At 58.7% G+C, this 21259-nt stretch carries 20 protein-coding genes; 13 read left to right on the top strand and 7 right to left on the bottom strand.

The annotated features are described in order from the left end of the window. Positions 1-44: 44 nt before the first annotated feature. The 10 genes from FEU76_RS05360 (at position 45) to FEU76_RS05315 (ending at position 10110) form a co-directional block, all read left to right on the top strand. Positions 45-878, top strand: coding sequence for a CoA transferase subunit A (locus tag FEU76_RS05360; RefSeq protein WP_144981031.1), 834 nt, complete (start codon positions 45-47; stop codon positions 876-878). Further along, on the top strand, positions 878-1651 hold the full coding sequence (locus FEU76_RS05355) for a CoA-transferase subunit beta (protein ID WP_144981028.1): 774 nt from the start codon (positions 878-880) through the stop codon (positions 1649-1651). The genes FEU76_RS05360 and FEU76_RS05355 overlap by 1 nt, the downstream gene beginning before the upstream one ends. A 10-nt stretch (positions 1652-1661) precedes the next feature. After that, positions 1662-2864: a 3-oxoadipyl-CoA thiolase gene (pcaF, locus tag FEU76_RS05350; protein WP_081194442.1), complete on the top strand. Its 1203-nt coding sequence runs from the start codon at positions 1662-1664 to the stop codon at positions 2862-2864. A gap of 11 nt (positions 2865-2875) precedes the next feature. Continuing rightward, on the top strand, positions 2876-4045 hold the full coding sequence (locus FEU76_RS05345) for an alpha/beta fold hydrolase (RefSeq protein ID WP_144981025.1): 1170 nt from the start codon (positions 2876-2878) through the stop codon (positions 4043-4045). A gap of 45 nt (positions 4046-4090) precedes the next feature. Then, complete coding sequence (gene pcaH / locus FEU76_RS05340; protein WP_144981023.1) at positions 4091-4813, top strand: protocatechuate 3,4-dioxygenase subunit beta; 723 nt, start codon at positions 4091-4093, stop codon at positions 4811-4813. 16 nt (positions 4814-4829) lie between these two features. Continuing rightward, positions 4830-5474: a protocatechuate 3,4-dioxygenase subunit alpha gene (gene pcaG / locus FEU76_RS05335; protein WP_200885439.1), complete on the top strand. Its 645-nt coding sequence runs from the start codon at positions 4830-4832 to the stop codon at positions 5472-5474. Between the two features lie 310 nt (positions 5475-5784). Next, positions 5785-6813 carry a TRAP transporter substrate-binding protein gene (locus FEU76_RS05330; protein ID WP_144981020.1) on the top strand — a complete coding sequence of 343 codons (1029 nt, stop codon included), beginning with the start codon at positions 5785-5787 and terminating at the stop codon, positions 6811-6813. A 6-nt stretch (positions 6814-6819) separates the two neighbouring features. After that, a complete protein-coding gene (locus tag FEU76_RS05325) occupies positions 6820-7365 on the top strand; it encodes a TRAP transporter small permease (RefSeq protein ID WP_227407223.1) in 546 nt (181 codons plus the stop codon). Continuing rightward, a complete protein-coding gene (locus tag FEU76_RS05320; RefSeq protein WP_144981017.1) occupies positions 7355-8632 on the top strand; it encodes a TRAP transporter large permease in 1278 nt (425 codons plus the stop codon). The genes FEU76_RS05325 and FEU76_RS05320 overlap by 11 nt, the downstream gene beginning before the upstream one ends. A 26-nt stretch (positions 8633-8658) precedes the next feature. Further along, a complete protein-coding gene (locus FEU76_RS05315) occupies positions 8659-10110 on the top strand; it encodes an aldehyde dehydrogenase (RefSeq protein WP_144981014.1) in 1452 nt (483 codons plus the stop codon). On the opposite strand, the gene FEU76_RS05310 is transcribed toward FEU76_RS05315, so the two are convergent. Beyond that, positions 10103-11014 (bottom strand): helix-turn-helix domain-containing protein, encoded by a 912-nt coding sequence (locus FEU76_RS05310; protein WP_039174921.1) that lies wholly within the window; start codon positions 11012-11014, stop codon positions 10103-10105. The two genes, FEU76_RS05315 and FEU76_RS05310, sit on opposite strands and share 8 nt — an antisense overlap. Positions 11015-11179: 165 nt before the next feature. On the opposite strand from FEU76_RS05310, the gene pobA reads away from it, so the two are divergent. Together pobA and FEU76_RS05300 are read left to right on the top strand one after the other, a co-directional pair. Beyond that, positions 11180-12364 carry a 4-hydroxybenzoate 3-monooxygenase gene (gene pobA, locus FEU76_RS05305; protein WP_144981011.1) on the top strand — a complete coding sequence of 395 codons (1185 nt, stop codon included), beginning with the start codon at positions 11180-11182 and terminating at the stop codon, positions 12362-12364. 345 nt (positions 12365-12709) lie between these two features. Then, positions 12710-13633 carry a LysR family transcriptional regulator gene (locus FEU76_RS05300; protein ID WP_144981008.1) on the top strand — a complete coding sequence of 308 codons (924 nt, stop codon included), beginning with the start codon at positions 12710-12712 and terminating at the stop codon, positions 13631-13633. Here FEU76_RS05300 and FEU76_RS05295 read toward each other — a convergent pair. The 4 genes from FEU76_RS05295 to dctP form a co-directional block, all read right to left on the bottom strand. After that, positions 13630-14397, bottom strand: a complete 768-nt coding sequence (locus tag FEU76_RS05295) for a M15 family metallopeptidase (protein WP_186299096.1) — start codon at positions 14395-14397, stop codon at positions 13630-13632. The two genes, FEU76_RS05300 and FEU76_RS05295, sit on opposite strands and share 4 nt — an antisense overlap. A gap of 5 nt (positions 14398-14402) precedes the next feature. Then, complete coding sequence (locus tag FEU76_RS05290) at positions 14403-15680, bottom strand: TRAP transporter large permease (protein ID WP_039174927.1); 1278 nt, start codon at positions 15678-15680, stop codon at positions 14403-14405. Next, a complete protein-coding gene (locus tag FEU76_RS05285; protein WP_081135974.1) occupies positions 15677-16198 on the bottom strand; it encodes a TRAP transporter small permease in 522 nt (173 codons plus the stop codon). The genes FEU76_RS05290 and FEU76_RS05285 overlap by 4 nt, the downstream gene beginning before the upstream one ends. Positions 16199-16279: 81 nt before the next feature. Further along, the gene (dctP, locus tag FEU76_RS05280) at positions 16280-17320 is read right to left on the bottom strand and encodes a TRAP transporter substrate-binding protein DctP (RefSeq protein ID WP_039174931.1); all 1041 of its coding nucleotides are present in this window, start codon (positions 17318-17320) and stop codon (positions 16280-16282) included. A gap of 240 nt (positions 17321-17560) precedes the next feature. On the opposite strand from dctP, the gene FEU76_RS05275 reads away from it, so the two are divergent. Beyond that, complete coding sequence (locus tag FEU76_RS05275; protein ID WP_039174933.1) at positions 17561-18457, top strand: LysR family transcriptional regulator; 897 nt, start codon at positions 17561-17563, stop codon at positions 18455-18457. 2 nt (positions 18458-18459) lie between these two features. Here FEU76_RS05275 and FEU76_RS05270 read toward each other — a convergent pair whose 3' ends face one another. Then, positions 18460-19965 carry an AbgT family transporter gene (locus FEU76_RS05270; RefSeq protein WP_144981006.1) on the bottom strand — a complete coding sequence of 502 codons (1506 nt, stop codon included), beginning with the start codon at positions 19963-19965 and terminating at the stop codon, positions 18460-18462. Positions 19966-20016: 51 nt separating this feature from the next. Further along, on the bottom strand, positions 20017-21186 hold the full coding sequence (locus FEU76_RS05265) for a M20 metallopeptidase family protein (protein WP_144981003.1): 1170 nt from the start codon (positions 21184-21186) through the stop codon (positions 20017-20019). Positions 21187-21259: the final 73 nt, after the last annotated feature.

Below are 21259 nucleotides of genomic sequence, written 5' to 3'. Positions count from 1 at the left end.
AATACGAATAAGTACGCCAACGTCCAGTGAAGAGGCAACCAACAATGGCCGAGTTTCTCAGCTTGCATGACGCGGTAGCGCGCTACGTCCAGGACGGCGCTACCGTGGCCATGGAAGGGTTTACCCATCTGATTCCTTTTGCGGCAGGACACGAAGTGATCCGCCAGAAAAAGCGCGACCTGACGCTGATTCGGATGACCCCAGATATCATCTACGACCAGCTGATAGGGGCGGGTTGCGCCAAGAAAGTGATCTTTTCCTGGGGCGGTAACCCGGGCGTGGGTTCCTTGCATCGCCTGCGCGATGCCGTTGAGAAAGGCTGGCCGCATCAGGTCGAGATTCTGGAGCATAGCCACGCCGCCATGGCCTGCGCCTTCGAAGCAGGGGCCGCTGGCCTGCCGCTGGCCGTGCTGCGTGGCTACGTGGGGAGCGAGCTACCCAGCGTCAATGAGCAGATCAAGTTCATCGAATGCCCCTTTACCGGCGAGCGCTTGGCCGCCGTGCCCTCCGTGCGTCCCGATGTTTCCATCATCCATGCGCAGCGGGCCGACCGGCAGGGGAATGTACTGGTGGAAGGAATCGTCGGCGTGCAGAAAGAAGCCGTGTTGGCGGCCAGGCAGAGCATCGTCACGGTGGAAGAGATCGTCGATGACCTGAACGCACACCCGAATGCCTGTGTGATCCCCAGCTGGGCGATCAGCGCGATTGCCGTCGCCGAAAAAGGGGCGCTGCCCTCTTATACCCACGGCTACTACGGGCGTAGTAACCGTTTCTATAAAGAGTGGGATGCCATTGCCCGTGACCGGGATACCTTTACCCAGTGGCTCGATGACAACGTTTACCGTACTGCCAGCAATCCCGCAGGAGGCCAAGCCTGATGAGTCTGGAATATACCTCTTCTGAAATGATGTCGGTGACCGCCGCGCGGGCGCTGGAAAATGGCATGACCTGTTTTGTGGGCATTGGGCTCCCCTCGGAGGCGGCCAACCTGGCGCGCCTGACCCATGCCCCCGATGTCGTACTGATCTACGAATCCGGCACGCTACAAACCAAGCCCAACTTGCTGCCTCTCTCCATCGGGGATGGTGAGCTGGCCGAGACGGCGCTGACCACCGTGGCCGTGCCTGAGATGTTTCGCTACTGGCTGCAGGGCGGCAAGATCGACGTGGGCTTTTTGGGCACCGCGCAAATCGACCGCTACTGCAACCTGAACACCACCTTGATTGGTGATTATCGTGAGCCCAAAGTGCGCCTGCCAGGCGGCGGCGGTGCCCCGGAAATTGCCACCAATGCGGGCGAGGTGTTCATCACCCTCAAGCACTCTCGGCGTGCCTTCGTGGAGCGCGTGGATTTTGTGACGACGCTCGGGTTTGGCCGTGATGGCAAGGGGCGCGATAACGTGCCCAATATCGGCAAGGGCCCCACCCGTGTGATCACCGACCTGTGCGTGATGAAGCCCGACCCGGACACCAAAGAGTTGGTGGTGGTCTCGCTGCATCCGGGCGTGACCCGTGACGATGTGATTGAGGCTACCGGCTGGGAGATTCGCTTTGCCGAACAGCTCGAGATCACGCCGGTGCCCAGCGAACACGAATTAACCATCTTGCGTGAGCTGAAAGCGCGCACCGAGCGGGCCCACGCGGGCGCATGAGGAGTTTGCCATGAGTGACGTTTATCTTTGTCATCCCCGTCGCACCGCCATTGGTCGCTTTGGCGGCACCCTGGCCAGCGTGCGTCCCGACGACTTTGCCGCCGCGATTTTCAAGGCAGTACTGGCTGACGCGCCGAACCTGGACCCGGCGGCCATCGAAGAAGTCTTTATGGGCTGCGCCAACCAGGCGGGAGAAGACAACCGCAACGTGGCGCGCATGGCGTCGCTGCTGGCGGGCATGCCCACCTCGGTTCCCGGCACGACCATGAACCGTCTGTGTGGTTCGGGGATGGATGCCGTGGGCACTGCTTTCCGTGCCATCAAGGCGGGCGAAATGGAGCTGGCGTTGGCGGGCGGTGTGGAGTCCATGTCTCGGGCGCCCTACGTCATGGGCAAGGCCGACAGTGCCTTTGCCCGCAGCCAGACCATCGAAGACACCACCATCGGCTGGCGCTTTATCAATCCTGCGATGAAGAAGGCCTATGGGGTGGACTCCATGCCGGAAACCGCAGAAAACGTCGCTGAGCAGTTCAATATCTCCCGGGAAGACCAGGACGCCTTTGCGCTGCGCTCCCAGCAAAAGGCGGCCGCGGCCCAAAAGGCCGGGCGCTTTGCCCAGGAGATCACCGCCATCGAGATTCCGCGTCGCAAGCAGGCAGCGCTGCTTTTCGACCAGGACGAACACCTGCGGGAAACCACGCTGGAGAAGCTTGCGGGCCTGCCGACGCCTTTTCGTGATGGGGGCAGCGTCACGGCGGGCAACGCTTCGGGCGTCAACGACGGAGCGGCGGCCATGCTGGTGGCCAGCGAAGCCGCGGTAAAACGCCATGGCCTGACCCCGATGGCCAAAATCATCGGCATGGCCACCGCCGGTGTCGAACCACGCATCATGGGTTACGGGCCGGTGCCCGCCGTGCAGAAGTTGCTCGAGCGCACGGGGATCGCCATGGACGATATCGATGTGTTCGAATTCAACGAGGCCTTTGCTGCCCAGGCCTTGGCCTGTATGCGCGACCTGGGGCTTGCCGACGATGACCCACGCGTCAACCCGAACGGCGGTGCCATCGCTTTGGGGCACCCGCTGGGGATGTCGGGTGCGCGGCTACTGCTGACGGCGGCCCACGAACTGCAAAACAGTGGCAAGCGCTATGCGCTGTGCACCATGTGTGTCGGCGTGGGGCAGGGCATTGCGACGCTGATCGAACGCGTTTAACGGAGGCAAGCATGGCTTTTCATACCCTCAATGGCCGCAGCGTCGCCTATCGCCTGATGGGGTCAGAAGTGAACCCGCTGATCGTGCTGGCGCACCCGCTGGGCATGAGCCAGGCCGTATGGGATGACGTGATCCCCGCGCTGCTGCCCCGCTACCGCGTGCTGACCTGGGATCTGCCTGGCCACGGTGCCAGCCAGGCGGTGAGCGGCCGCCAGGTGACACCGGCGGCGCTGGCCGACGAGGTGCTGGCCCTGACTGCGCTGGCGGGTGCTCAGCGTTTTCACTTCGTGGGCACCTCGATTGGGGGTGTGGTGGGCCAGCAGTTGATCGCCGCGCATGCCGAGCGATTATTGACGGCCACCCTGACCAATACTGGCGCAGTGATTGGTCATCCTGATTTATGGAATACGCGGGCCGAGCGCGTTCGTCAGGAAGGCCTGGCGGCGATGTCTCAAGAGATCGTGCCGCGCTGGTTCGCCCCGGCAGCGTTCGAGGCAAGCCCCGCACTTAAAGCAGGCTGGTGTACCCAGATGGGGCGTGGCGACGACGAGTCCTATGCCCAGCTTTGCGAGATGCTGGGGCGTGATACCTTCACCGGCAAGCTCTCGGGGCAAAAGGTCAAGGTACAGCTATTGGGCGGCAGTGAAGACATGGCCACCCCGCCTGCGACACTAAAAGCGCTGGCCACGGAACTCGAGGGTGCGCCTTTGGAGATTCTGGACGGCGTTGGCCACGTGCCCTCGGTAGAGGCCCCAGTGCTGTTCGCGCAAAAGCTTCTTGCTCTGCTGGCTACGGACCTGGGCGATGTGGCGAACCAGGGCGTGGCATACGCCACGGGGCTGGAAACCCGCAAACAGGTATTGGGAGAAGAGCATGTAGCGCGCTCTACCGCCAACGCCAATAGCCTCGATACGCCTTTCCAGCAAATGATTACCCGCTTTGCCTGGGGAGAGCTGTGGAGCAACGATGACTTGACCCGCCGCGAGCGCAGCATGATTACCACCGGCATTCTCGCTGCCCTCGGCCGTGAAGAGCTGTCGCTGCACTTGAAGACTGCCAAACGCATTGGGCTGACAGAAGCCGAGCTGCGCCAGGTGTTGATGCACGTGGCGATTTACGGTGGCGTGCCGGCAGCCAATCACGCTTTTGCCCTCGCTAAAGAGCTGGGCTGGGGCGAGTAGCCTAGTGACGATGAGAAACATCGATTCAAACAAGAGGTAAAGGCGATGACCCACGACAATAAACGCTTTGTGGCCCGCGACCGCAGCTGGCATCCACCCGCTTACGCGCCGGGTTACAAGACTTCCGTTGCCCGCTCCCCCCAGCAAGCGCTGGTGAGCATGCAGCAGCCTACCGTCTCCGAGCTGACCGGCCCCGATTTTAGTCACTTGCGTATGGGGCCCCACGATAACGACCTGCTGATGAACTTTAGCCACGGTCAGGGGCTGCCCCAGGGCGAACGGATCATGTTGTTTGGTCGCGTCGTCGATCAGTTTGGCAAGCCCGTGCCCCACACGTTGGTCGAAATGTGGCAGGCCAATGCCGGTGGTCGTTATCGCCATAAAAACGATAAGTATCTGGCACCGCTGGATCCTCATTTTGGAGGGGTAGGGCGCTGCTTGACCGATGAACAGGGTATTTATCGGTTCCGCACCATCAAACCCGGCCCCTACCCTTGGCCGAATGATATGAATAGCTGGCGGCCTGCGCATATCCATGTGTCGGTCACGGGGCCTGCGATCTCCACCCGGTTGATTACCCAGATGTACTTTGAGGGTGACCCACTGATTCCGCTGTGTCCCATCGTCCACACATTGAAAGATCCTGACGCCGTGGAAACCATGATTGGGCGGCTCGACATGGCCCACAGCAAACCCATGGACTGTCTCGCCTACCGCTTTGATATTGTGGTACGCGGCGAGCTGCAAACCTTCTTTGAAAATCAATAAGGTCAGGGGACGAAGGATGAAGCAACCTGTGATTCAACCCAATAGTCAGCCGACCAGTGCACTCATGCTGCGCGAAACCGCCTCGCAAACCGCTGGCCCCTACGTGCATATCGGCCTTGCCCTCGCGGCTGCCGGTAACCCGACGCGGGACGAAGAGATCTGGAACGAGATGGCCAGGCCTGACGCCCAGGGTGAACATATCGAGGTGGTGGGCACCGTCATTGACGGTAACGGCGATCTGGTGCGCGATGCGTTTTTAGAAGCGTGGCAGGCCGATGCGAACGGCGATTACCAGGCCGACTATGACCTGAGCAAGCCGTTCAACAGCTTTGGCCGCACGGCCACCACCTTTGATCGTGGCAGCGAGTGGTCGTTGACCACCATCAAACCCGGCGCGGTAAAGCACCCCAGCGGCCAGCGCATGGCGCCGCATATCAACCTGGCGATCTTTGCGCGGGGGGTGAATATCCACCTGCAGACCCGGCTCTATTTCGATGACGAAGGGGCCGCGAACGACCAGTGTCCGGTGCTATCGCGCATTGAATCACCGGCGCGCCGCCAAACGCTGATCGCCAAGCGCGAAGAGGTGGACGGCAAGGTGCGTTACCGGCTGGATATCCGCCTGCAGGGTGAGGGGGAGACAGTGTTTTTTGATTTTTAAATCACCTCGTTGACTGGTCTTTTAACGAAAAAGCGCTGCGGGTTGTTACGCAGCGCTTTTTTTGATGTTGATAACAACTCGGAAATATTTGAAAAGTCCAATTTTGTTTGCTCAAAGTGCTTTTTATATCCGTTTCTTTAAGGAGTATTCAGGGCGCCGGTTTTGTTCATGAAATGGCACCGTTGTGCCGCATTTGACATAGACGAATGTCGATTGGCTTCACGTGGGATAGTGGACTAATGTGTGGGTTGTGGCGAACTTGAATTCGCTATGCGAACCACAAATAGTCCAATAATAAGCCGGAGCCCCCATGAACAAACATTTTTCCAAATGCCTCCTTGTGGCTGCTATTACAGGCCTTGTTGCAAGCTCTGTTCAGGCCAGCACGTTACGTATGGCCCACTTCTGGCCCGGTGCTTCGGGAGTGAATGAAGATGTTCTGCAAGCATGGGCGGATACGATTGCCGAAGAGTCCAACGGCGAACTCACTATCCAGATGTTTCCTGCTGGCACTTTGGCCAAGCCCGATTCCATTTATGAAGCGGCAGCCAATGGTATCGCAGATATTGGGGCCACTGCCCAGGGGTACACTGCAGGGCGCTTTCCTCTCTCCCAAATTGTCGAGCTGCCAGGGATAGCCTCGACGGCTACTCAGGGGGCTTGCGTCTTGCAGACGCTTTACGATGAGGGGCATCTGGATGCCGAGTACGAAGATACGCGTCCCCTCTTCATGTTTACCACCGGCCCAGGCGGTATCCACACTATTGATACCGACGTGCAGACGCCCGCTGACCTGCAAGGGCTGCGCATTCGGCGTCCCACCGCCGTGGCGGGAGAAATGCTCGAAAACATGGGGGCGAGCCCGGTGGGGATGCCTGCCCCAGATATTTATACTTCCATGCAGCGCGGGGTCATTGATGGCCTGAGCTTCCCTTGGGAAGGTCTAAAAGGATTCCGCGTGAATGAGCTGGTCAGTTATCACACCGAAGTACCGTTTTATACGCTGATTTTTGTCGCCACCATGAACCAGAGGACCTATGACAGTCTCTCTGCAGAGCAGCAAGCCGTCATCGACAACAACTCAGGCATGAAGTGGGCCGAAAAGGCCGGTGAAGTGTTTGATCGCCTTGACGTAGAAGGTAAGCAGGAAGCCGTCGACGCTGGTCACACGATCCGCGAAATCGAGAATCCCCTTGAGCACCCGGATTGGCAAGCGCCGCTGCAAACGGGCATTGAAAGCTATTTGACTCAACTGGAAGAACGCGGTTTGAGCCAAGCCCGTGAGGTGTATGAAGCTGCTCTGGCGGCCAGCGAATCTTGTGGTGCCCAACAGGGATAAGGTCTCATGACGTCTACTCTTCACTTGCAGCACGTTCTCGACAGGGCCAGCCATTGGCTGGCCCTTGTTTGCCGCTTGGTTGCCGGTATCGCGCTGATTGGTTTGCTGGCAGTCACGATTGCCGACGTAAGTACTCGCTATCTTGCTCGTGTGACCGAAGGCGCGATTTCGTTGCGGGTCTCCGGAAGCGTCGAGTTAGTCAGCTATTTAATGCTGTTTGCGCTATTAGCGGCGATGGCCGCCAATGTCGAGAAAAGCCAGGTAGTGGTAGAAGCTTTTTCACACCGCTTGCCTCAAACCATCAAGAACCGCCTGCAAGGCCTCTATTTTCTTGGTTTCATGGCGCTCGGGTTGATCCTGTTCGTAGGTCTGCTGGACTCGGCTTCGGCGGCGGCCCGTCATGGCACCACCACGCAAGACCTGCGACTGCCCATGGGCCCCATTTATCAAATGGCTGCTGCGCTAAGTCTGTTGTTAGGGGTGCGCAGCTTCCTTCATGCTCTGCTAGGCATCGTTTATGGCCGGGGTGAGGAGGCGACTCATGGGGAGTGAAGCGATCGGTGCGATTGGCCTTGGTTGTTTGCTGGTCCTGATGATCTTGCGCGTGCCGGTCGCGTTGACCATGTTAGTGGTTGGCGTGGTCGGGTTTGCCAGCATCATTAGCTGGGATGCCGCGATTGCGCAGCTTAAAACGGTGCCGGTCGAAGTGCTCTCCAACTACAGTTTCAGCGCTGTACCGATGTTCATTCTGATGGGGGTTCTGGCTGCTCACTCCGGCATGGCCGGTAAGCTATTTGATTCGACGCGAACCATTTGCGGCGGTTGGAAGGGCGGATTGGCGATTTCGGCGATTGGTTCGTGCGGGATTTTTTCGGCGATTTCCGGGTCATCGCTGGCGACCGCCAGCACCATGACTCGGGTCGCGTTGCCAGAAATGGAGCGTTACGGCTATCACCGTGGTTTGGCGACAGGCGCGCTCGCTGCGGGCGGCACGCTGGGGATCATGATTCCGCCCAGTATTGCACTGCTGATCTACGCCATTCTGACCGAGCAGTCGGTGGGCGATATGTTTATGGCAGGCTTGATGGGCCTGGTCATGTACGCGTTGACGGTCTCGGTCGTAATGCGCTTGCGTCCCTCTCTAGCGGTCGCAGGGGAGCCCACGCCCTGGAAAGAGAAGCTGGTGTCTCTCACTGGCCTGGTACCCTTTTTTGGCGTTTTCCTGGTCATGATTCTAGGGATCTATTTTGGTGCCTTTACGCCCACCGAAGGGGCCAGTGTGGGGGCATTCGCGACCTTGATCTATGCGCTCGTAAAAGGCATGCGCAGCGCTCAGCTGTGGCGCAGCGTGCAGGAGACGCTGGCGCTATCTGCTGTCGTGTTCTTCATGCTGGTAGGGGCTGAAACGCTGGGTTACTTCATTTCGGTGTCGCGTATTTCATTTTCCATTACGGACATGCTTTACGGGCTGGATCTTTCCCCGCTCGTGGTAGTGCTCATCATTCTGGCGCTCTACTTCGTGTTGGGCATGTTTATGGATTCTATCGCCATGCTGGTGATCACGGTTCCGGTGGTGTACCCGATCATTCAGGCCATGGGCATCGACCCGGTTTGGTTCGGTATTCTGACCGTACTGACCGTGGAGCTGGGGCTGATGACCCCGCCCGTGGGAATGAACGTCTTTGTGATCAAAGCCATGGCTCCACATGTGCGCTTAGGAGAAATCTTCAAAGGCGTCGCGCCGTTTGTGGTCTCAGACTTGATACGTCTGGCGCTGTTAATCGCTTTCCCCATCTTGAGCACGGTATTTCTGCTGTAGGACTTTGCTGACAAGGAGCCAATACCATGATGACCATCCAGCTACTGCTCGCAGGCGAAGCAACGGCCGCAGAGCACGAAGCCACGTTTACCCGAACGAACCCTTTGAGTGGTGAGGTTGTCACCACGGCGGCGGCAGCAAGTGCAGGCGATGCGCAGAGGGCTGCTGACGTGGCGAGCCAGGCGTTTGATGCATGGTCGCAAACAGGCCCTGGCGAGCGTCGTGCCAAACTGCTGAAAGCAGCCGAGCTCATGGAGGCCCGTCAAGGTGACTTCATCGATCGCATGGTAGAAGAGACCGGTGCTACCGTGGGTTGGGCTGGGTTCAACGTCAAAGTGGCCGCCGATGTATTGCGCGAAGCAGCAGCGCTAACGACCCAGATTCAGGGCGATATCATCCCCTCTAACGTGCCGGACAGCATGGCCATGGGCGTGCGCACGCCCTGTGGTGTGGTGGTGGGCATCGCACCCTGGAATGCCCCGATCATCCTGGGTACACGCGCCCTCGCCACCCCCTTGGCCTGCGGCAATAGCGTGATCTTGAAAGCCTCGGAGCAGTGCCCCGCGACCCATCATCTTATCGGCGAAGTGCTTCAAGAAGCGGGGTTTGGCGACGGTATCGTCAATGTGATTACCAACGCGCCGGATAACGCGGCGGAGGTCGTGAGTGCGCTGATTGCCCACCCCGCCGTGCGGCGGATCAATTTCACTGGTTCGACCAGTGTGGGCAAAATCATCGCCGAGCAAGCGTCCAGATACTTGAAGCCAGTACTGCTGGAATTGGGCGGAAAGGCTCCGTTGCTGGTACTGGAGGATGCGGATATCGAGGCTGCCGTGGATGCCGCGATCTTTGGTGCGTTCTTCAATCAAGGCCAGATTTGCATGTCCACCGAGCGTGTGGTGGTCGATCACCGCATCGCGGATGCGTTTGTGGACAAGTTTGCCGCTCGTGCGCAGGCCTTGAAAGCAGGCAATCCGCGTGATGAACGCAATGCTCTGGGCACATTGATCAACGCGCAGTCCGGTGAGAAATTGAATGGCCTGCTGGATGATGCCGTGTCAAAAGGTGCTCGTGTCGCGGCAGGTGGTAAGGCCGAGGGCGTCGTGATGCAGGCTACCGTGGTCGATGGTGTCACCCGCGACATGCGGTTATATAGCGAAGAATCGTTTGGCCCTGTCGTGGCGGTGATGCGTGTCAGCGGCGACGAAGAGGCCATTCGCATCGCCAATGACAGTGAGTACGGCCTTTCATCGGCGGTATTCAGCCGAGACAGTGCCCGTGCCATGAAAGTGGCCAGCCGCTTGCAAACGGGTATCTGCCATATCAATGCCTCCACGGTACACGATGAGCCGCAGATGCCGTTTGGTGGCACGAAGTCCAGTGGTTACGGCCGTTTTGGCGGCAAGGCGGGTATCGAAGAGTTCACCGAGCTGCGCTGGATGACGATGCAGCTGGGGCCGCGTCACTACCCTATTTAGGCGTCTCGTCACTCGCTGTTTGGCGCAGCCGAAACTCGCGCGGTGACAGTGCCGTATTTCGCTTAAAAAAGCGCGTGAAGTAAGCCGGTTCAGAGAAGCCCAGGCTGTCAGACACTTGGCCAATCGTCATGTTGGTATAGGTGAGCTGGCGCTTGGCTTCTAACAGTATGCGTTCGTGAAGCAGCTGCAGCGCGCTGCGGCCAGCGATCTGTCGGCACAACATGTTCAGGTGCGCATTACTCACCCCGATCCGCTCTGCCAAATGCTCGATATTGGGTTGGCTGCGGTAGTGCGACTCGATCAGCGCCTGATAACGCTCCAGATGCTGCTGCCCTTTATCGCTTTGCCGAAGAGCGGGGCGCTTCGTCGTATTGGCAGGGGGGCATAGGCGTGAAAGCTCGACCGTCAACGCTTGAATGAGGGCTTCTAGCAGCCTGTGGCGGGAGGGTGCGGGGTGCTGGTACTCCTCGTCGATCTGATTGACCAGCGTGGTAATGCGTTGCGCCTGGTGTGAGGACGACAAAGGGTAGAAATCTGCTTTTCTGAGCGCGCTATGCTCACCCATGAGTGCGTGTAAATGGTCTGCCAAGGGTTTGGCCAGCGTGATGATGTGCCCCTGAACAGTGGGCGAAAAGTGAAAGCCGTGGATGGACATGGCGGGCACGATAATCACCGTGCCGCTTTGTAATGAGTGACTCGTGCCTTCCAGTTCCAGCGTAACGGACCCCTCGCGCACCCATAGAATATGAACAAGATCCACGTGTCGGTGAGGGCGTATGTGCCAGTCATGTAGCTGGCTACGCTCCGCGATGGACTCGCAGTGCAGCAGGTCCGGCGTGGGCCAGTGCTGTGTCTCACCATAAAGCTTGAAGACTGGTACCGGTGGAGTAGAAGAGGCCGTCATCCTGAATCCCTTGCTCGTTTCGTAAAGCGATATTTACTACTAAGGTTGGGTAATAATATTGTAAAAGTCCAATAATTGATATTTAAGATGCCTTATATTAGCTTTTGTTTCATTGAAAAATACAAGTCATAGGTATCAGGATAACGATAACGAAGAGGCATCCCCATGAAGACGCAAGTGGCCATCATTGGCGCAGGACCTTCTGGCTTACTGCTTGGGCAGCTATTACACCGTCAAGGCATTGACAACGTCATTGTGGAGCGCCGTAGCGGTGAGTACGTGCTGAGCCGTATCCGCGCCGGCGTGCTGGAACAAGGCATGGTAGACCTGTTGGAGGAAGCCGGGGTAGACCAGCGAATGAAGGCAGAGGGATACCCACACGACGGCTTCGAGCTGGCTTTCGATGGCCGCCGTGTGCGCATTGCGCTTGATGAATTGACAGGTGGCAAGAAGGTCATGGTTTACGGCCAGACGGAAGTGACCCGTGATCTGATGGAAGCCCGGGAAAAAGCTGGCGCAAGAACCATCTACGAAGCGGAAAACGTCCAACCCCATGACCTGGAAAGCGACCAGCCGTACATCACCTTTGAGAAAAATGGGGAAACGGTCCGGCTCGATTGTGACTACATTGCAGGTTGTGACGGTTACCATGGCGTCTCGCGGCAGTCGATACCTCAGGACCGCCTCAAAACGTTTGAAAAGGTATACCCATTTGGCTGGTTGGGCGTGTTGTCTGATACCCCCCCGGTATCTGAAGAGCTGATCTACGCTCGGCACCCGCGTGGCTTCAGCCTGTGCAGCATGCGCTCCGCCACTCGCAGCCGCTACTACCTGCAGGTCTCCTCGGACGAACAAGTGGAGAACTGGTCTGACGAGCGATTCTGGGAAGAGCTAAAACGTCGCTTACCCCAAGAGGTCGCTGACCAACTGGTAACGGGGCCATCCATCGAAAAGAGCATTGCGCCACTGCGCAGCTTCGTTGTCGAGCCCATGCAGTATGGGCGGCTCTTCCTCGTTGGTGATGCGGCGCATATTGTGCCCCCCACCGGGGCGAAAGGTCTCAATCTGGCCGCCAGCGATGTCCATACACTTTATCGGTTAATGATGAAGGTGTATCAGGAAGGCAGAACGGACTTGCTCGAACGTTATTCGCAGACGTGTTTGAAGCGTATCTGGAAAGCAGAACGCTTTTCGTGGTGGATGACTTCGATGCTGCACAATTTTTCGGATGAAGAAGACTTCAACAGCCGCATGCAGCTCGCTGAGTTGGAGTACGTGACAAGCTCTGACGCGGGCCTTGTTACCATTGCGGAAAATTACGTTGGACTACCCTATGAGTCGTTAGAGTAACGCAACGCCGTATATCCTCCTTGCCCAGGCGCTTGCCTGGGCTTTTTTAAGAGCAGCCACCATCACTGAAGTCTCTTGCCACTCCACATCCCGGTGAACTGCCCACGGCTTACCTAGGCTGCAAGACCGATCATGGTGGCGAGATTATTACGGCCTCGGCTCAGGCAAAGGTAGAGCCTTGAGCGTCTTTGCAGGTTCATGATCTCCCCAACCTTTAGCGCATGAAGATGCGGTTTCCTTGATATCGAATCCATTGAGCTGGTGCTGAGAGGTGTGCATGATGGATTGTGCTACGGCGCGATCAATGCACCAGTTCTTGCTGAATTTTATATTCAAGGATTACACATGCTTAGCCAGCGTGCGCTGTTATATCTAAATGAGGTGGTACGCCGTGGCTCACTGCGGAGGGCAGCCGCGCATATCAATGTGGATGCCTCTGCACTCAGCCGACAGTTGAAAGCCTTGGAGGAGGAGTTGGGTGTGCAGCTATGCGAGCGTCACGGTGGCGGCATGCGGGCTACCGAGGCAGGGCGGCTGCTCATTCAACACTATCATGCTCAGCGGTTGTCGGAAGAGGCCGTGCTATCTCAAGTGATGGCCATTCAGGAAATGGCTCGAGGTGAGGTGCGCATTGCCGTCGGTGAAGGGTTTATTGCTGACCTGATTGCGGCGCCCCTGGGGGCGTTCATGTCGCGTTTTTCGGGTATCAAGGTGGAAATTCGCATGGCGGGCGTCAATGAAGCCATGACCCTGGTGAAGGAGATGGAGGTCGACCTGGCGTTACTCTATGCGCCCCCCGTAGACCCGCAGATACATTGCCATGTGGAAACGCGGCAACCGCTGGACCTGATCGTGCCACCAGAGCACCCCCTTGGGCGCCTGTCACGGGCTGCCCACTTGAGCGATATCGAGCCTTGGCCGTTGGCCCTGATGGATAACCCGTTTGGTATGCGTCAGATGGTCAACATGGTAGCCCATCAGGAGCGCCGTTATCTGGATGCTCGCCTGCACACCAACTCAGTGTCGGTTCTCAAGAACTTCGTGCGTTCAGGCATCGGGGTGACCTTCATGCCTGAATTGACGGTTGCCGATGAAATAGCCAGAGGCGAGATCACTGCACTGCCCATGGCCTATCCGATCATGAGCGGTGCGCGGGCACAGATCGTGAGTCTGGAAGGCCGCCAGCTGACCGTCGCCGCGACTACCTGTGTCGAGCACCTGCGTCGGGGCATGCGTTTTTTCTCTGCCGATGCCCCTCGCTTGTGTTAACGGATGTGACGTCGCCAGCGGTTTTCGATGGTATCGAGCTCTGCCGGACCGTAACGGGCGTGCGGGTGACCTCCATAATGAGCCCATAGCTGGTCACCCAGATCGAAGTGCCACCATTCGCTGGGCAAATTGGTGAAGCCTTGTTGGCGCATGGCATGGTAAAGCAGCCGACGGTTGTCGCGTACGTGCCTTTGCTCTGTGGATGACGTGTCGAGGTGCTCGTAGTGGTCGGTATGTGACGCGGGCACTGCTTCGTCGAACAGCGTTCCCATGTCCAACGGGATGCCATCGTCATCGCAGAGCGTGACATCCACCGCGCCTCCGGTGAGGTGGGGGCTAGGCGCAGCAGGGTCACGACTGGGCAAGGAAACGAATTCACGTGTTCGGGTCAGTAGCTCTGCCTCTTCTGCCTGAGGGTGCTGATGCCGAATCGCTTCATGCAGCGTATCGAACAGGTATTGCTGAACACGCCAGGGTCGCCATCCATCGAGCACCAGTAGCTTGATGCCCTCAGGGAGAGAGCGCGCCACGGCTAGCAAGGCTCGATATACCCCTTCACGTACGAAGCACTCAGGAATGGCGCCGGGAATGCCCAAACGGGCGTAGGCGGGAAATACCACGATAGGGGAAGGTGCCAGGCTCATGGGAAGCAGCCGTTCGTGACACTCCTGAATAGCAATACGGCTGACGGTGCTCCAGTCGGGTGAGGGCTGACCGGGAATGGCCGTCAAGGCCGTCGAAGCAGTGGCTGAAGCAGTGGGCATCTCGGTTATCCAAGTAGTCTAGGCAGAAGTAACGTCAACGATGGGAAAAAAATCAGTAGCAGCAATACGGCAATGGCAGTGAGCACGAAGGGCCAGATGGTTTTAAACAGCGAGACGATTTCCAGTCGGCTCACAGCGGCTGCCACAAAGACGCAGGCACCCATGGGTGGGGTGATGAGCGCAATCGTGATGTTCAGCGTGATGATGACCCCAAGGTGCACCGGATCGATACCGGCCATCATGGCGACGGGGGCAAAAATGGGTGTCAGCAACATGAGTGCAGACACTTCTTCCATGAACATGCCCGTCATGAAGGTGATGGCGCTGAGCAGCAGCAAGATGATGACTGGGCTCTCCGCATAGGGGGCGAGCAGCATGACGAACTGCTGAGGCACCTGGGCGTAGGACAATAACCAACTGATCGTGGCCGAGGCGGCCATGATCAGGAAAATAGCCGAGGTCAAACGGGCGGTATCCTTGATGGCTTGCCAGCACTGAGTGATGTTCAGCCCGCCTAGCACGACACCGCACAGCGCCACGTAGAGCGCAGTGAGTGCTCCAGACTCCGTTGGAGTGACGACCCCCAGGACGATACCCGCCACAATGATCACCGGTGCGATGAGCGCTGGCAATGCGACGAGCGTGGCCAGACCAATCGCTTTGACGCTGGGCAGTTTGCCGCTTTTCGGCAGGCCCACTTTCCAGGCGTACCAGGCGTTCATGCCCATGAAGGCGGCGCCGAGCAGCAGGCCTGGAATAATGCCCGCCAGGAATAGATCACCGACAGAAGTATTCGTCAGTGACGCATACAGGATCATGAAAATACTCGGAGGGATGATCGGCCCAATGAGCGAACTACCGGCGGTGAGGCCTGCGGCAAAGGCGCGCGAATAGCCCTCTTTTTCCATGGCGGGCACCAACAGTGAACCGAGTGCCGAGGTATCCGCGACCGCGGAGCCATTGACGCCTGCAAAAAAGACGCTGGACACCACGTTGACATGCCCCATGCCTCCGCGTAGGTGGCCGACCAGCAAACGAGCCAGGCCCATCAACCGCTCGGTCAGGCCGCTGGCATTCATCAGGTTGCCGGCCAGGATGAAAAGGGGAATGGCCATGAGAGAAAAGGCATTGATACCGCCAAAGAATTGCTGCGGCATCATGCGTGGGATCATGGTCGGATCAACGAATAAAAAGCCTACCAACGCCGTCGTGAGCAGCGCGATGAACAGCGGTAGCCCGAGCAGCACGTGTACCAGAAAGACGCCCAACATGGCCAGAATCATGACGGTTCCCCTGCATCGGTTTGCTCTTGGGGAGTGGGCTCCAGAAGGCCTGGCAGCGGCGCGGGCCCATACCAAAAGACGTGCCAGGCCAACAGCGAAAACCCAATCGGCATGGACATGAGCGGCAGGGTGCGGCTTACGCCTAACCCTGACGTCGTAAACATGCTGACCGACTGCGCATAGCGATAGCTTACCCAGGCAGCCCCCACGGCCACGCCCAGGGTCAACAGCCATTGATAGAGGTTGAGCAAACGTGCCAGTGGTGCAGGCAGCAGGCGCTCCATCAATGCGACACGCATATGGCTGCCTTCGACCCACACGGCCCCGGCAGCGATGAGTACCGTACCAATGATGAGAAAGCGGGAAAGTTCGTCAGTCCAGATGGGGGCTCCACCGACGAAGTAGCGCATGATAACGCCATAGATGATGACCCCCAGGTTGGTGAGCAGCAGCAGGGCAGCCACCGTCAGGGAAAGCGGGCGGGTCACCGCCAGCATGCGAGTTCGAAGCGCGTGCATGAGAGTCTTGTCCGCAAGGTGAAGTCAGCGAGGACGGTTTGGCTATTGTCCCCGCTGAGTGGATGAGCGCAGTACGAGAGGTTAGTCGAGCAGCTCTTCATGCCCGGCATCTTCCAGAGCCAGTGCTATCCAGTGCTGGTCAATGCCGCGTTCGCTGAGCCATTCGAGGTAAGCGGGCTGACCAATTTCCCGAAAGGCCAGCAGCTCTTCCTCCGAGGGGCGAATGACTTCCATGCCTTGCTCTTCCAGGTAGGCAATGCGTTCTTCGACCTGGGCCTCATTATGCTCGCGAGCCTGCTGGTTGGCTTCCGCGACGGCTTCCAGGAAAGCGTTGCGCGTCTCTTCCTCCCAGCCCTCGATCATCTGACCGTTACCCACCAGAAACTGATTGGAGTACTGGATGTTGGCCAGCGTGAGGTAGGTTTGTACCTCATGCAGGCTGCCCAGAATGATGTACATGGGGGGATTCATTTGGCCATCGGCGACGCCCGTACGCAGCGCCATATACACTTCAGTCCACGGGATGGGGGTGCCGGATGCGCCAAAGGCTTCGTACAGGGCGACCTGGCTGGGGTCCATGGCTCTAAAGCGCAGACCTGCGAAGTCATCAGGGTGAGAGATAGGCGTCTTGTTGTTGGTAAAAGCTAAAAAGCCGCCCTCTTCAACGACCGCCAACATGTCGATGCCTGAACGCTCCTTGACGACTTTCTCGACTTCCTGCCAATAGCTGCCTTCATCGAAGAAGTCGCGTGCAGCATCGAAGTCATCGAATAGAAACGGGATGGCACTGACAAAAATTTCATCGGCAATCGGCGACACGCCTGCAAAGGACGCGATATTCAGCATGGGCGAGCTCATGGTCTGCTCCATGCGCTCCTGCTCTTCACCCAACATGCTATTGGGGTAAAGGCGAAGCTGGATCTCGCCATTGGTTTTCTCTTCGACCAGTGATTGCAGGTTGGTGGCAAACACATGCACCGCATTTTTATCGGGGTCCGGTGCGCCGTTGTAACCCAGGTTGATGGTGGTTTGCGCCATGGCCTGTGTGGCCATCATGGCGCTACCCACCAGGCAGGCAGTGGCTAGTGTTTTGATCGACTTGCGAGATGCATCAAACATCATGTTCGTCTCCTGTGTTCCCGTGCGAGATGACGACGGGAAAGTTGTTGTGACGCTGTTTTTTTAATAAGTCATGAGCCGAGTAAACTGCTGTGAGTTGTCAGTTAAACGAATAGGCTGGCAGTCACGGGCCTCTCAAGCAGCGTAGAGGTTGTCGTGTTGACTATGCAATCCTGAAAGTGTTGTTTTAATTGCAACGAAAGAGTGCCCTTTCCACGCCTGGAGACGATTCTGGTGACGCCTATGACCCTTCTCGATAAACGGGCCTTCTACCTGCTGGAAGTCAGTAGCTGTGGGGGGATTCGCGCGGCGGCCGAGCATCTTCAGCTGAACCCTTCCGTGGTGAGTCGGCAGGTGCGCTCGCTGGAGCAGGCGCTGGGCATGGCGCTGCTGGAGCGCCAGGGGCGTCATGTGATGCTTACCGAGGCTGGCCAGTTGGTCGTGGAAGGCTTTCTGGCCCAGCGGCGCTTGAATGCCGAGCTGACCGATACGCTGGCGCGGCTGCGCAATTTGCAGGCGGGCAAGGTCGTGGTGTCGGTGGGGGATGGGTTCGTGGACAGTTTCATCAATCACGTGATGCGGCGCGTTGCCGAGCACTACCCTGAGGTGCTGATCGAGATCAAGACCGGCATCTACTACCCGCGTGAACCCCATGACATGGTGGCGAACGATGAAGTGGACATCGCTATTACCTATGGCCCTATTTCGGACCCTCGGCTGGTGGTGCACTCGTTCGAGCGGGGGCCGCTGTGTGCGCTGGTGGCGCCGTTTCACCCTTTGGCCAGGCAGTCCAGCGTGAGCGTGGCAGAGCTGTTGCAGCAGAAGTTGATCTTCCTGCCGGAGGTGTCCGGGTCGCAGCAGTTCGTGAATGCCCTGTTTGCAGCAGCGGGGCAGCCAGCCACACCCGCGTATCGCTGCAATTTGCACTCGGTGGCCCGGCGCATGGCCAGTGCAGGGGTGGGGGTCGCGTTCATGACGGCGGCAGCGGCGCGCAGCGAGATCGAGGCGGGGTTGCTGCAGGCGGTGCCCATCGATCACCCCATGGCCGCCCGTAGCCAGGGCAATCTGGTACGTCGCGTCGGCAGAAGGCTGTCGCCCGCTGCCGACTATTTGTGGAAGCTGATGAAAGCGATGCAGTAAGGCTAGTTCGCCATCATGTAGACCCCTGGGCCGATGGGCCATCCCATCATCAACCAGAACATCAGAAACGCCGACCAGGCCAGTAAAAAGCCCATGGCCAAGGGCAGCATGGTGGCGATCAAGGTGCCTAGCCCCATGTCCGGTTTGTAACGCTGCATGTACACCAGTGCCACCGAAAAGTAGGGGCTCATGGGCGAGATGATGTTGGTGCTGGAGTCACCGATGCGGAACATCGCCAGCACGAAGGCCGGGTCGAAGTCGATCATCATCAGCATGGGCACAAACACCGGTGCCATCAACGCCCACTGGGCCGAGCCGCTGGTCATGAAGATGTTGAGGGTGGCGCTCATGACGATGAACGCGCCCACCAGCGGCAGCCCGGTGAAGCCCGTGTTCTGGAGAATGTTGGAGCCCTCGATGGCGATATACTGCCCCAGTGCCGACCAGCCGAAATAGGCGATGAACTGGGAAATGGCAAAGAACAGCACCAGGGTGGGGGCCAGGTCGCTGGCAGATTCGGCCATGCGCTGCGGGACGTCGCGACTGCTGGTGATCTTGCCCGTGGTGATGCCATACACCAGGCCAATCGTCACGAAGTAGAGAAACATCAGCGGAACGAGAGAGCTCAAAAACGGCGAGGGAATCAAACCGCCGTCATCGTTGCGCAGCGGTGAGGCCTCCGGCAGCACGGCCAGTAACACCAGCACGATGTACGCCAGCGTTGCCAGCCCCACGCGCTTGAGGCCTCGGCGTTCCGAAGCGGTCAGCTCAGGGGTTACCACGTCGGTCTTGAAGTCCTTGCTCATGGGCAGCGTGCGCTGCAGACGGGGCTCCACGACCTTGTCGATCAGCAAGGTGCCGACCATCGCCAGCACGAAGACCGAACAGGCAACGAAGTAGTAGTTGTCGACGGGCGAGACATACGCCTCTGGGTCGACCAGCCGCGCTGCTTCCGTGGTGATGCCCGCGAACAGCGCATCCCCGACGGTGATGAACAGGCTGGCATCGAAGCCAGCCCCGGCGGCGGCATAGGCCGCCGCGGCTCCGGCCACCGGGTGGCGGCCAACGGAGTAATAGACCATGGCCGCCAGGGGAATCAAAATCAGGTAGTTGGCATCTGATGCAATGCTGCCGCAAATGCCTGCCATGAAGACGCAAAACGTCAGCAGCGACGGGGGAGCCTTGGCCACGCTGACCTGCATGAGCGTCGACATCAAGCCCACCTTGTCGGCCAGGCCGATACCGAACATCACCACCAGAATCAGCCCCAGCGGCGGAAAGTTCACGAAGTTGCTGACCACGCTGGTCAGCATGAACTCGACCCCCTCGGCCGATAGCAGGCTGCGCACGACGACCTCGTCGCCGGTTTGGGGGTTGATGGCCGAGACGCCCAGTGCCGACAGCAGGGCCGAGACAACGACCACCAGGGCGGCGAGCACAGTAAACAGAATAAAGGGGTGCGGCAGCTTGTTGCCCACCCGTTCAATGGAAGTCAGAACACCTTGCATGAGTGAATCCTTGTTGAGACGTTGTTATTGCAATCGTGTTGGAGGTGTCGCTCAACGGCGCTGGAGCAGTGAACGGGCCAGCGCCACGAACATCCCGGCGGCCACCGGCAAGATGGCATCGTTGAAGTCGTAATGTTCGTTGTGGAGGTACGCGCTGTCGCCATTGCCCACGAAGAAGAAGCAGCCAGGCACCTCTTGCAGGTAGAAGGCAAAATCTTCGGCGCCCATGGTGGGCATGTAATCCAGCTGTTGGATGTCTGGGCTGACCCCCTGCTCGGTAGCGATGGCCAGCACCTGCCGTGACCATTCGGCGTCGTTGACCAGCGGCGGAATCTGGTGCTGATGCTCCATCGAGAAGTGGGCGCCGTGGGCGGCACACACCCCGGCCACCACTTGTTCCAGTTTGCCCACCAGGGCGTTGCGTGAGCTTTCACGGTCGCTGCGAATATTGACCAGCAGCTCTGCCGTGCCCGGAATGACATTGGCGGCATCGCCCGCATGAAAGGCGGCCACGGTGATCACGCCAGCTTCCAACGGTGATTTGTGGCGGCCCACCAGCCCTTGCAACTGCTGCACCAGCGACGCCCCCACATAAATGGGGTCGACTGCCAGATGCGGCATGGCAGCGTGGCCCGATACGCCCGACAAGGTGATCTTGAAGGTATCGTTACCGCCCATGGCCGGGCCGGGTTTGACGAACAGCTGCCTTGCGGGAAAGCCTGGGCGGTTGTGGTAGCCAAAAATGGCCTCTACCTGCGGGTGCTGGAGTACACCGGCCTTGACCATTTTATCCGCACCGTTGCCGCCCTCTTCACCCGGCTGAAACAGCAGCTTGATGTAGCCGCAAAGCTGGTCGCGCTGAGCGATGATGGCTTCTGCGGCCAGCAGCAGCGTGGCGGTGTGCCCGTCGTGGCCGCAGGCATGCATCAGCCCGTCGCGCTGGGAGCGGTGCTCGAACGCGTTGGCTTCCCTGATGGGCAGGGCATCCATATCGGCCCGAAAGGCGATCACGGGGCCGGGGCGGCCGGTGTCCAGCTCGGCCATGACGCCGGTGGTCGCCAAACCTTCGGTCACGTGATACCCCAGGTCGCGCAAGCGCTGGGCCACGAGGCGGGCGGTCTGCATTTCCTCGAACTTCAGCTCTGGGTGTTGGTGCAGCTGGTGCCGGATGGCAACTGCTGCTTCGATCTGTGCGTCATTGAAAAAGGGGGGGTAAGGCATTTCCTGTCCTCTGGTGCCGTTGTCTGTGTCGTTATGGGCTTCTATAACGCTAAGCGACTTGACGGGCAGGAAC

It is taken from the genome of Halomonas sp. C22, from assembly GCF_007655045.1.
Classification (GTDB): domain Bacteria; phylum Pseudomonadota; class Gammaproteobacteria; order Pseudomonadales; family Halomonadaceae; genus Vreelandella; species Vreelandella hamiltonii.
The sequence above is the reverse complement of the archived record's forward strand: the minus strand, read 5'-3'. Positions and strand labels throughout refer to the sequence as shown.

Excerpts from the sequence above, each read along its gene's own strand:
- FEU76_RS05295 (WP_186299096.1), bottom strand. The coding sequence starts at position 14,397 with ATGCCCACTGCTTCAGCCACTGCTTCGACGGCCTTGACGGCCATTCCC.
- pcaH (WP_144981023.1), top strand. The coding sequence starts at position 4,091 with ATGACCCACGACAATAAACGCTTTGTGGCCCGCGACCGCAGCTGGCAT.
- FEU76_RS05275 (WP_039174933.1), top strand. The coding sequence starts at position 17,561 with ATGACCCTTCTCGATAAACGGGCCTTCTACCTGCTGGAAGTCAGTAGC.
- FEU76_RS05315 (WP_144981014.1), top strand. The coding sequence starts at position 8,659 with ATGATGACCATCCAGCTACTGCTCGCAGGCGAAGCAACGGCCGCAGAG.
- FEU76_RS05270 (WP_144981006.1), bottom strand. The coding sequence starts at position 19,965 with ATGCAAGGTGTTCTGACTTCCATTGAACGGGTGGGCAACAAGCTGCCG.
- FEU76_RS05355 (WP_144981028.1), top strand. The coding sequence starts at position 878 with ATGAGTCTGGAATATACCTCTTCTGAAATGATGTCGGTGACCGCCGCG.
- dctP (WP_039174931.1), bottom strand. The coding sequence starts at position 17,320 with ATGATGTTTGATGCATCTCGCAAGTCGATCAAAACACTAGCCACTGCC.
- FEU76_RS05345 (WP_144981025.1), top strand. The coding sequence starts at position 2,876 with ATGGCTTTTCATACCCTCAATGGCCGCAGCGTCGCCTATCGCCTGATG.
- FEU76_RS05300 (WP_144981008.1), top strand. The coding sequence starts at position 12,710 with ATGCTTAGCCAGCGTGCGCTGTTATATCTAAATGAGGTGGTACGCCGT.
- FEU76_RS05290 (WP_039174927.1), bottom strand. The coding sequence starts at position 15,680 with ATGATTCTGGCCATGTTGGGCGTCTTTCTGGTACACGTGCTGCTCGGG.
- FEU76_RS05360 (WP_144981031.1), top strand. The coding sequence starts at position 45 with ATGGCCGAGTTTCTCAGCTTGCATGACGCGGTAGCGCGCTACGTCCAG.
- FEU76_RS05325 (WP_227407223.1), top strand. The coding sequence starts at position 6,820 with ATGACGTCTACTCTTCACTTGCAGCACGTTCTCGACAGGGCCAGCCAT.
- FEU76_RS05310 (WP_039174921.1), bottom strand. The coding sequence starts at position 11,014 with ATGACGGCCTCTTCTACTCCACCGGTACCAGTCTTCAAGCTTTATGGT.
- FEU76_RS05265 (WP_144981003.1), bottom strand. The coding sequence starts at position 21,186 with ATGCCTTACCCCCCCTTTTTCAATGACGCACAGATCGAAGCAGCAGTT.
- FEU76_RS05320 (WP_144981017.1), top strand. The coding sequence starts at position 7,355 with ATGGGGAGTGAAGCGATCGGTGCGATTGGCCTTGGTTGTTTGCTGGTC.
- pobA (WP_144981011.1), top strand. The coding sequence starts at position 11,180 with ATGAAGACGCAAGTGGCCATCATTGGCGCAGGACCTTCTGGCTTACTG.
- FEU76_RS05330 (WP_144981020.1), top strand. The coding sequence starts at position 5,785 with ATGAACAAACATTTTTCCAAATGCCTCCTTGTGGCTGCTATTACAGGC.
- pcaF (WP_081194442.1), top strand. The coding sequence starts at position 1,662 with ATGAGTGACGTTTATCTTTGTCATCCCCGTCGCACCGCCATTGGTCGC.
- pcaG (WP_200885439.1), top strand. The coding sequence starts at position 4,830 with ATGAAGCAACCTGTGATTCAACCCAATAGTCAGCCGACCAGTGCACTC.
- FEU76_RS05285 (WP_081135974.1), bottom strand. The coding sequence starts at position 16,198 with ATGCACGCGCTTCGAACTCGCATGCTGGCGGTGACCCGCCCGCTTTCC.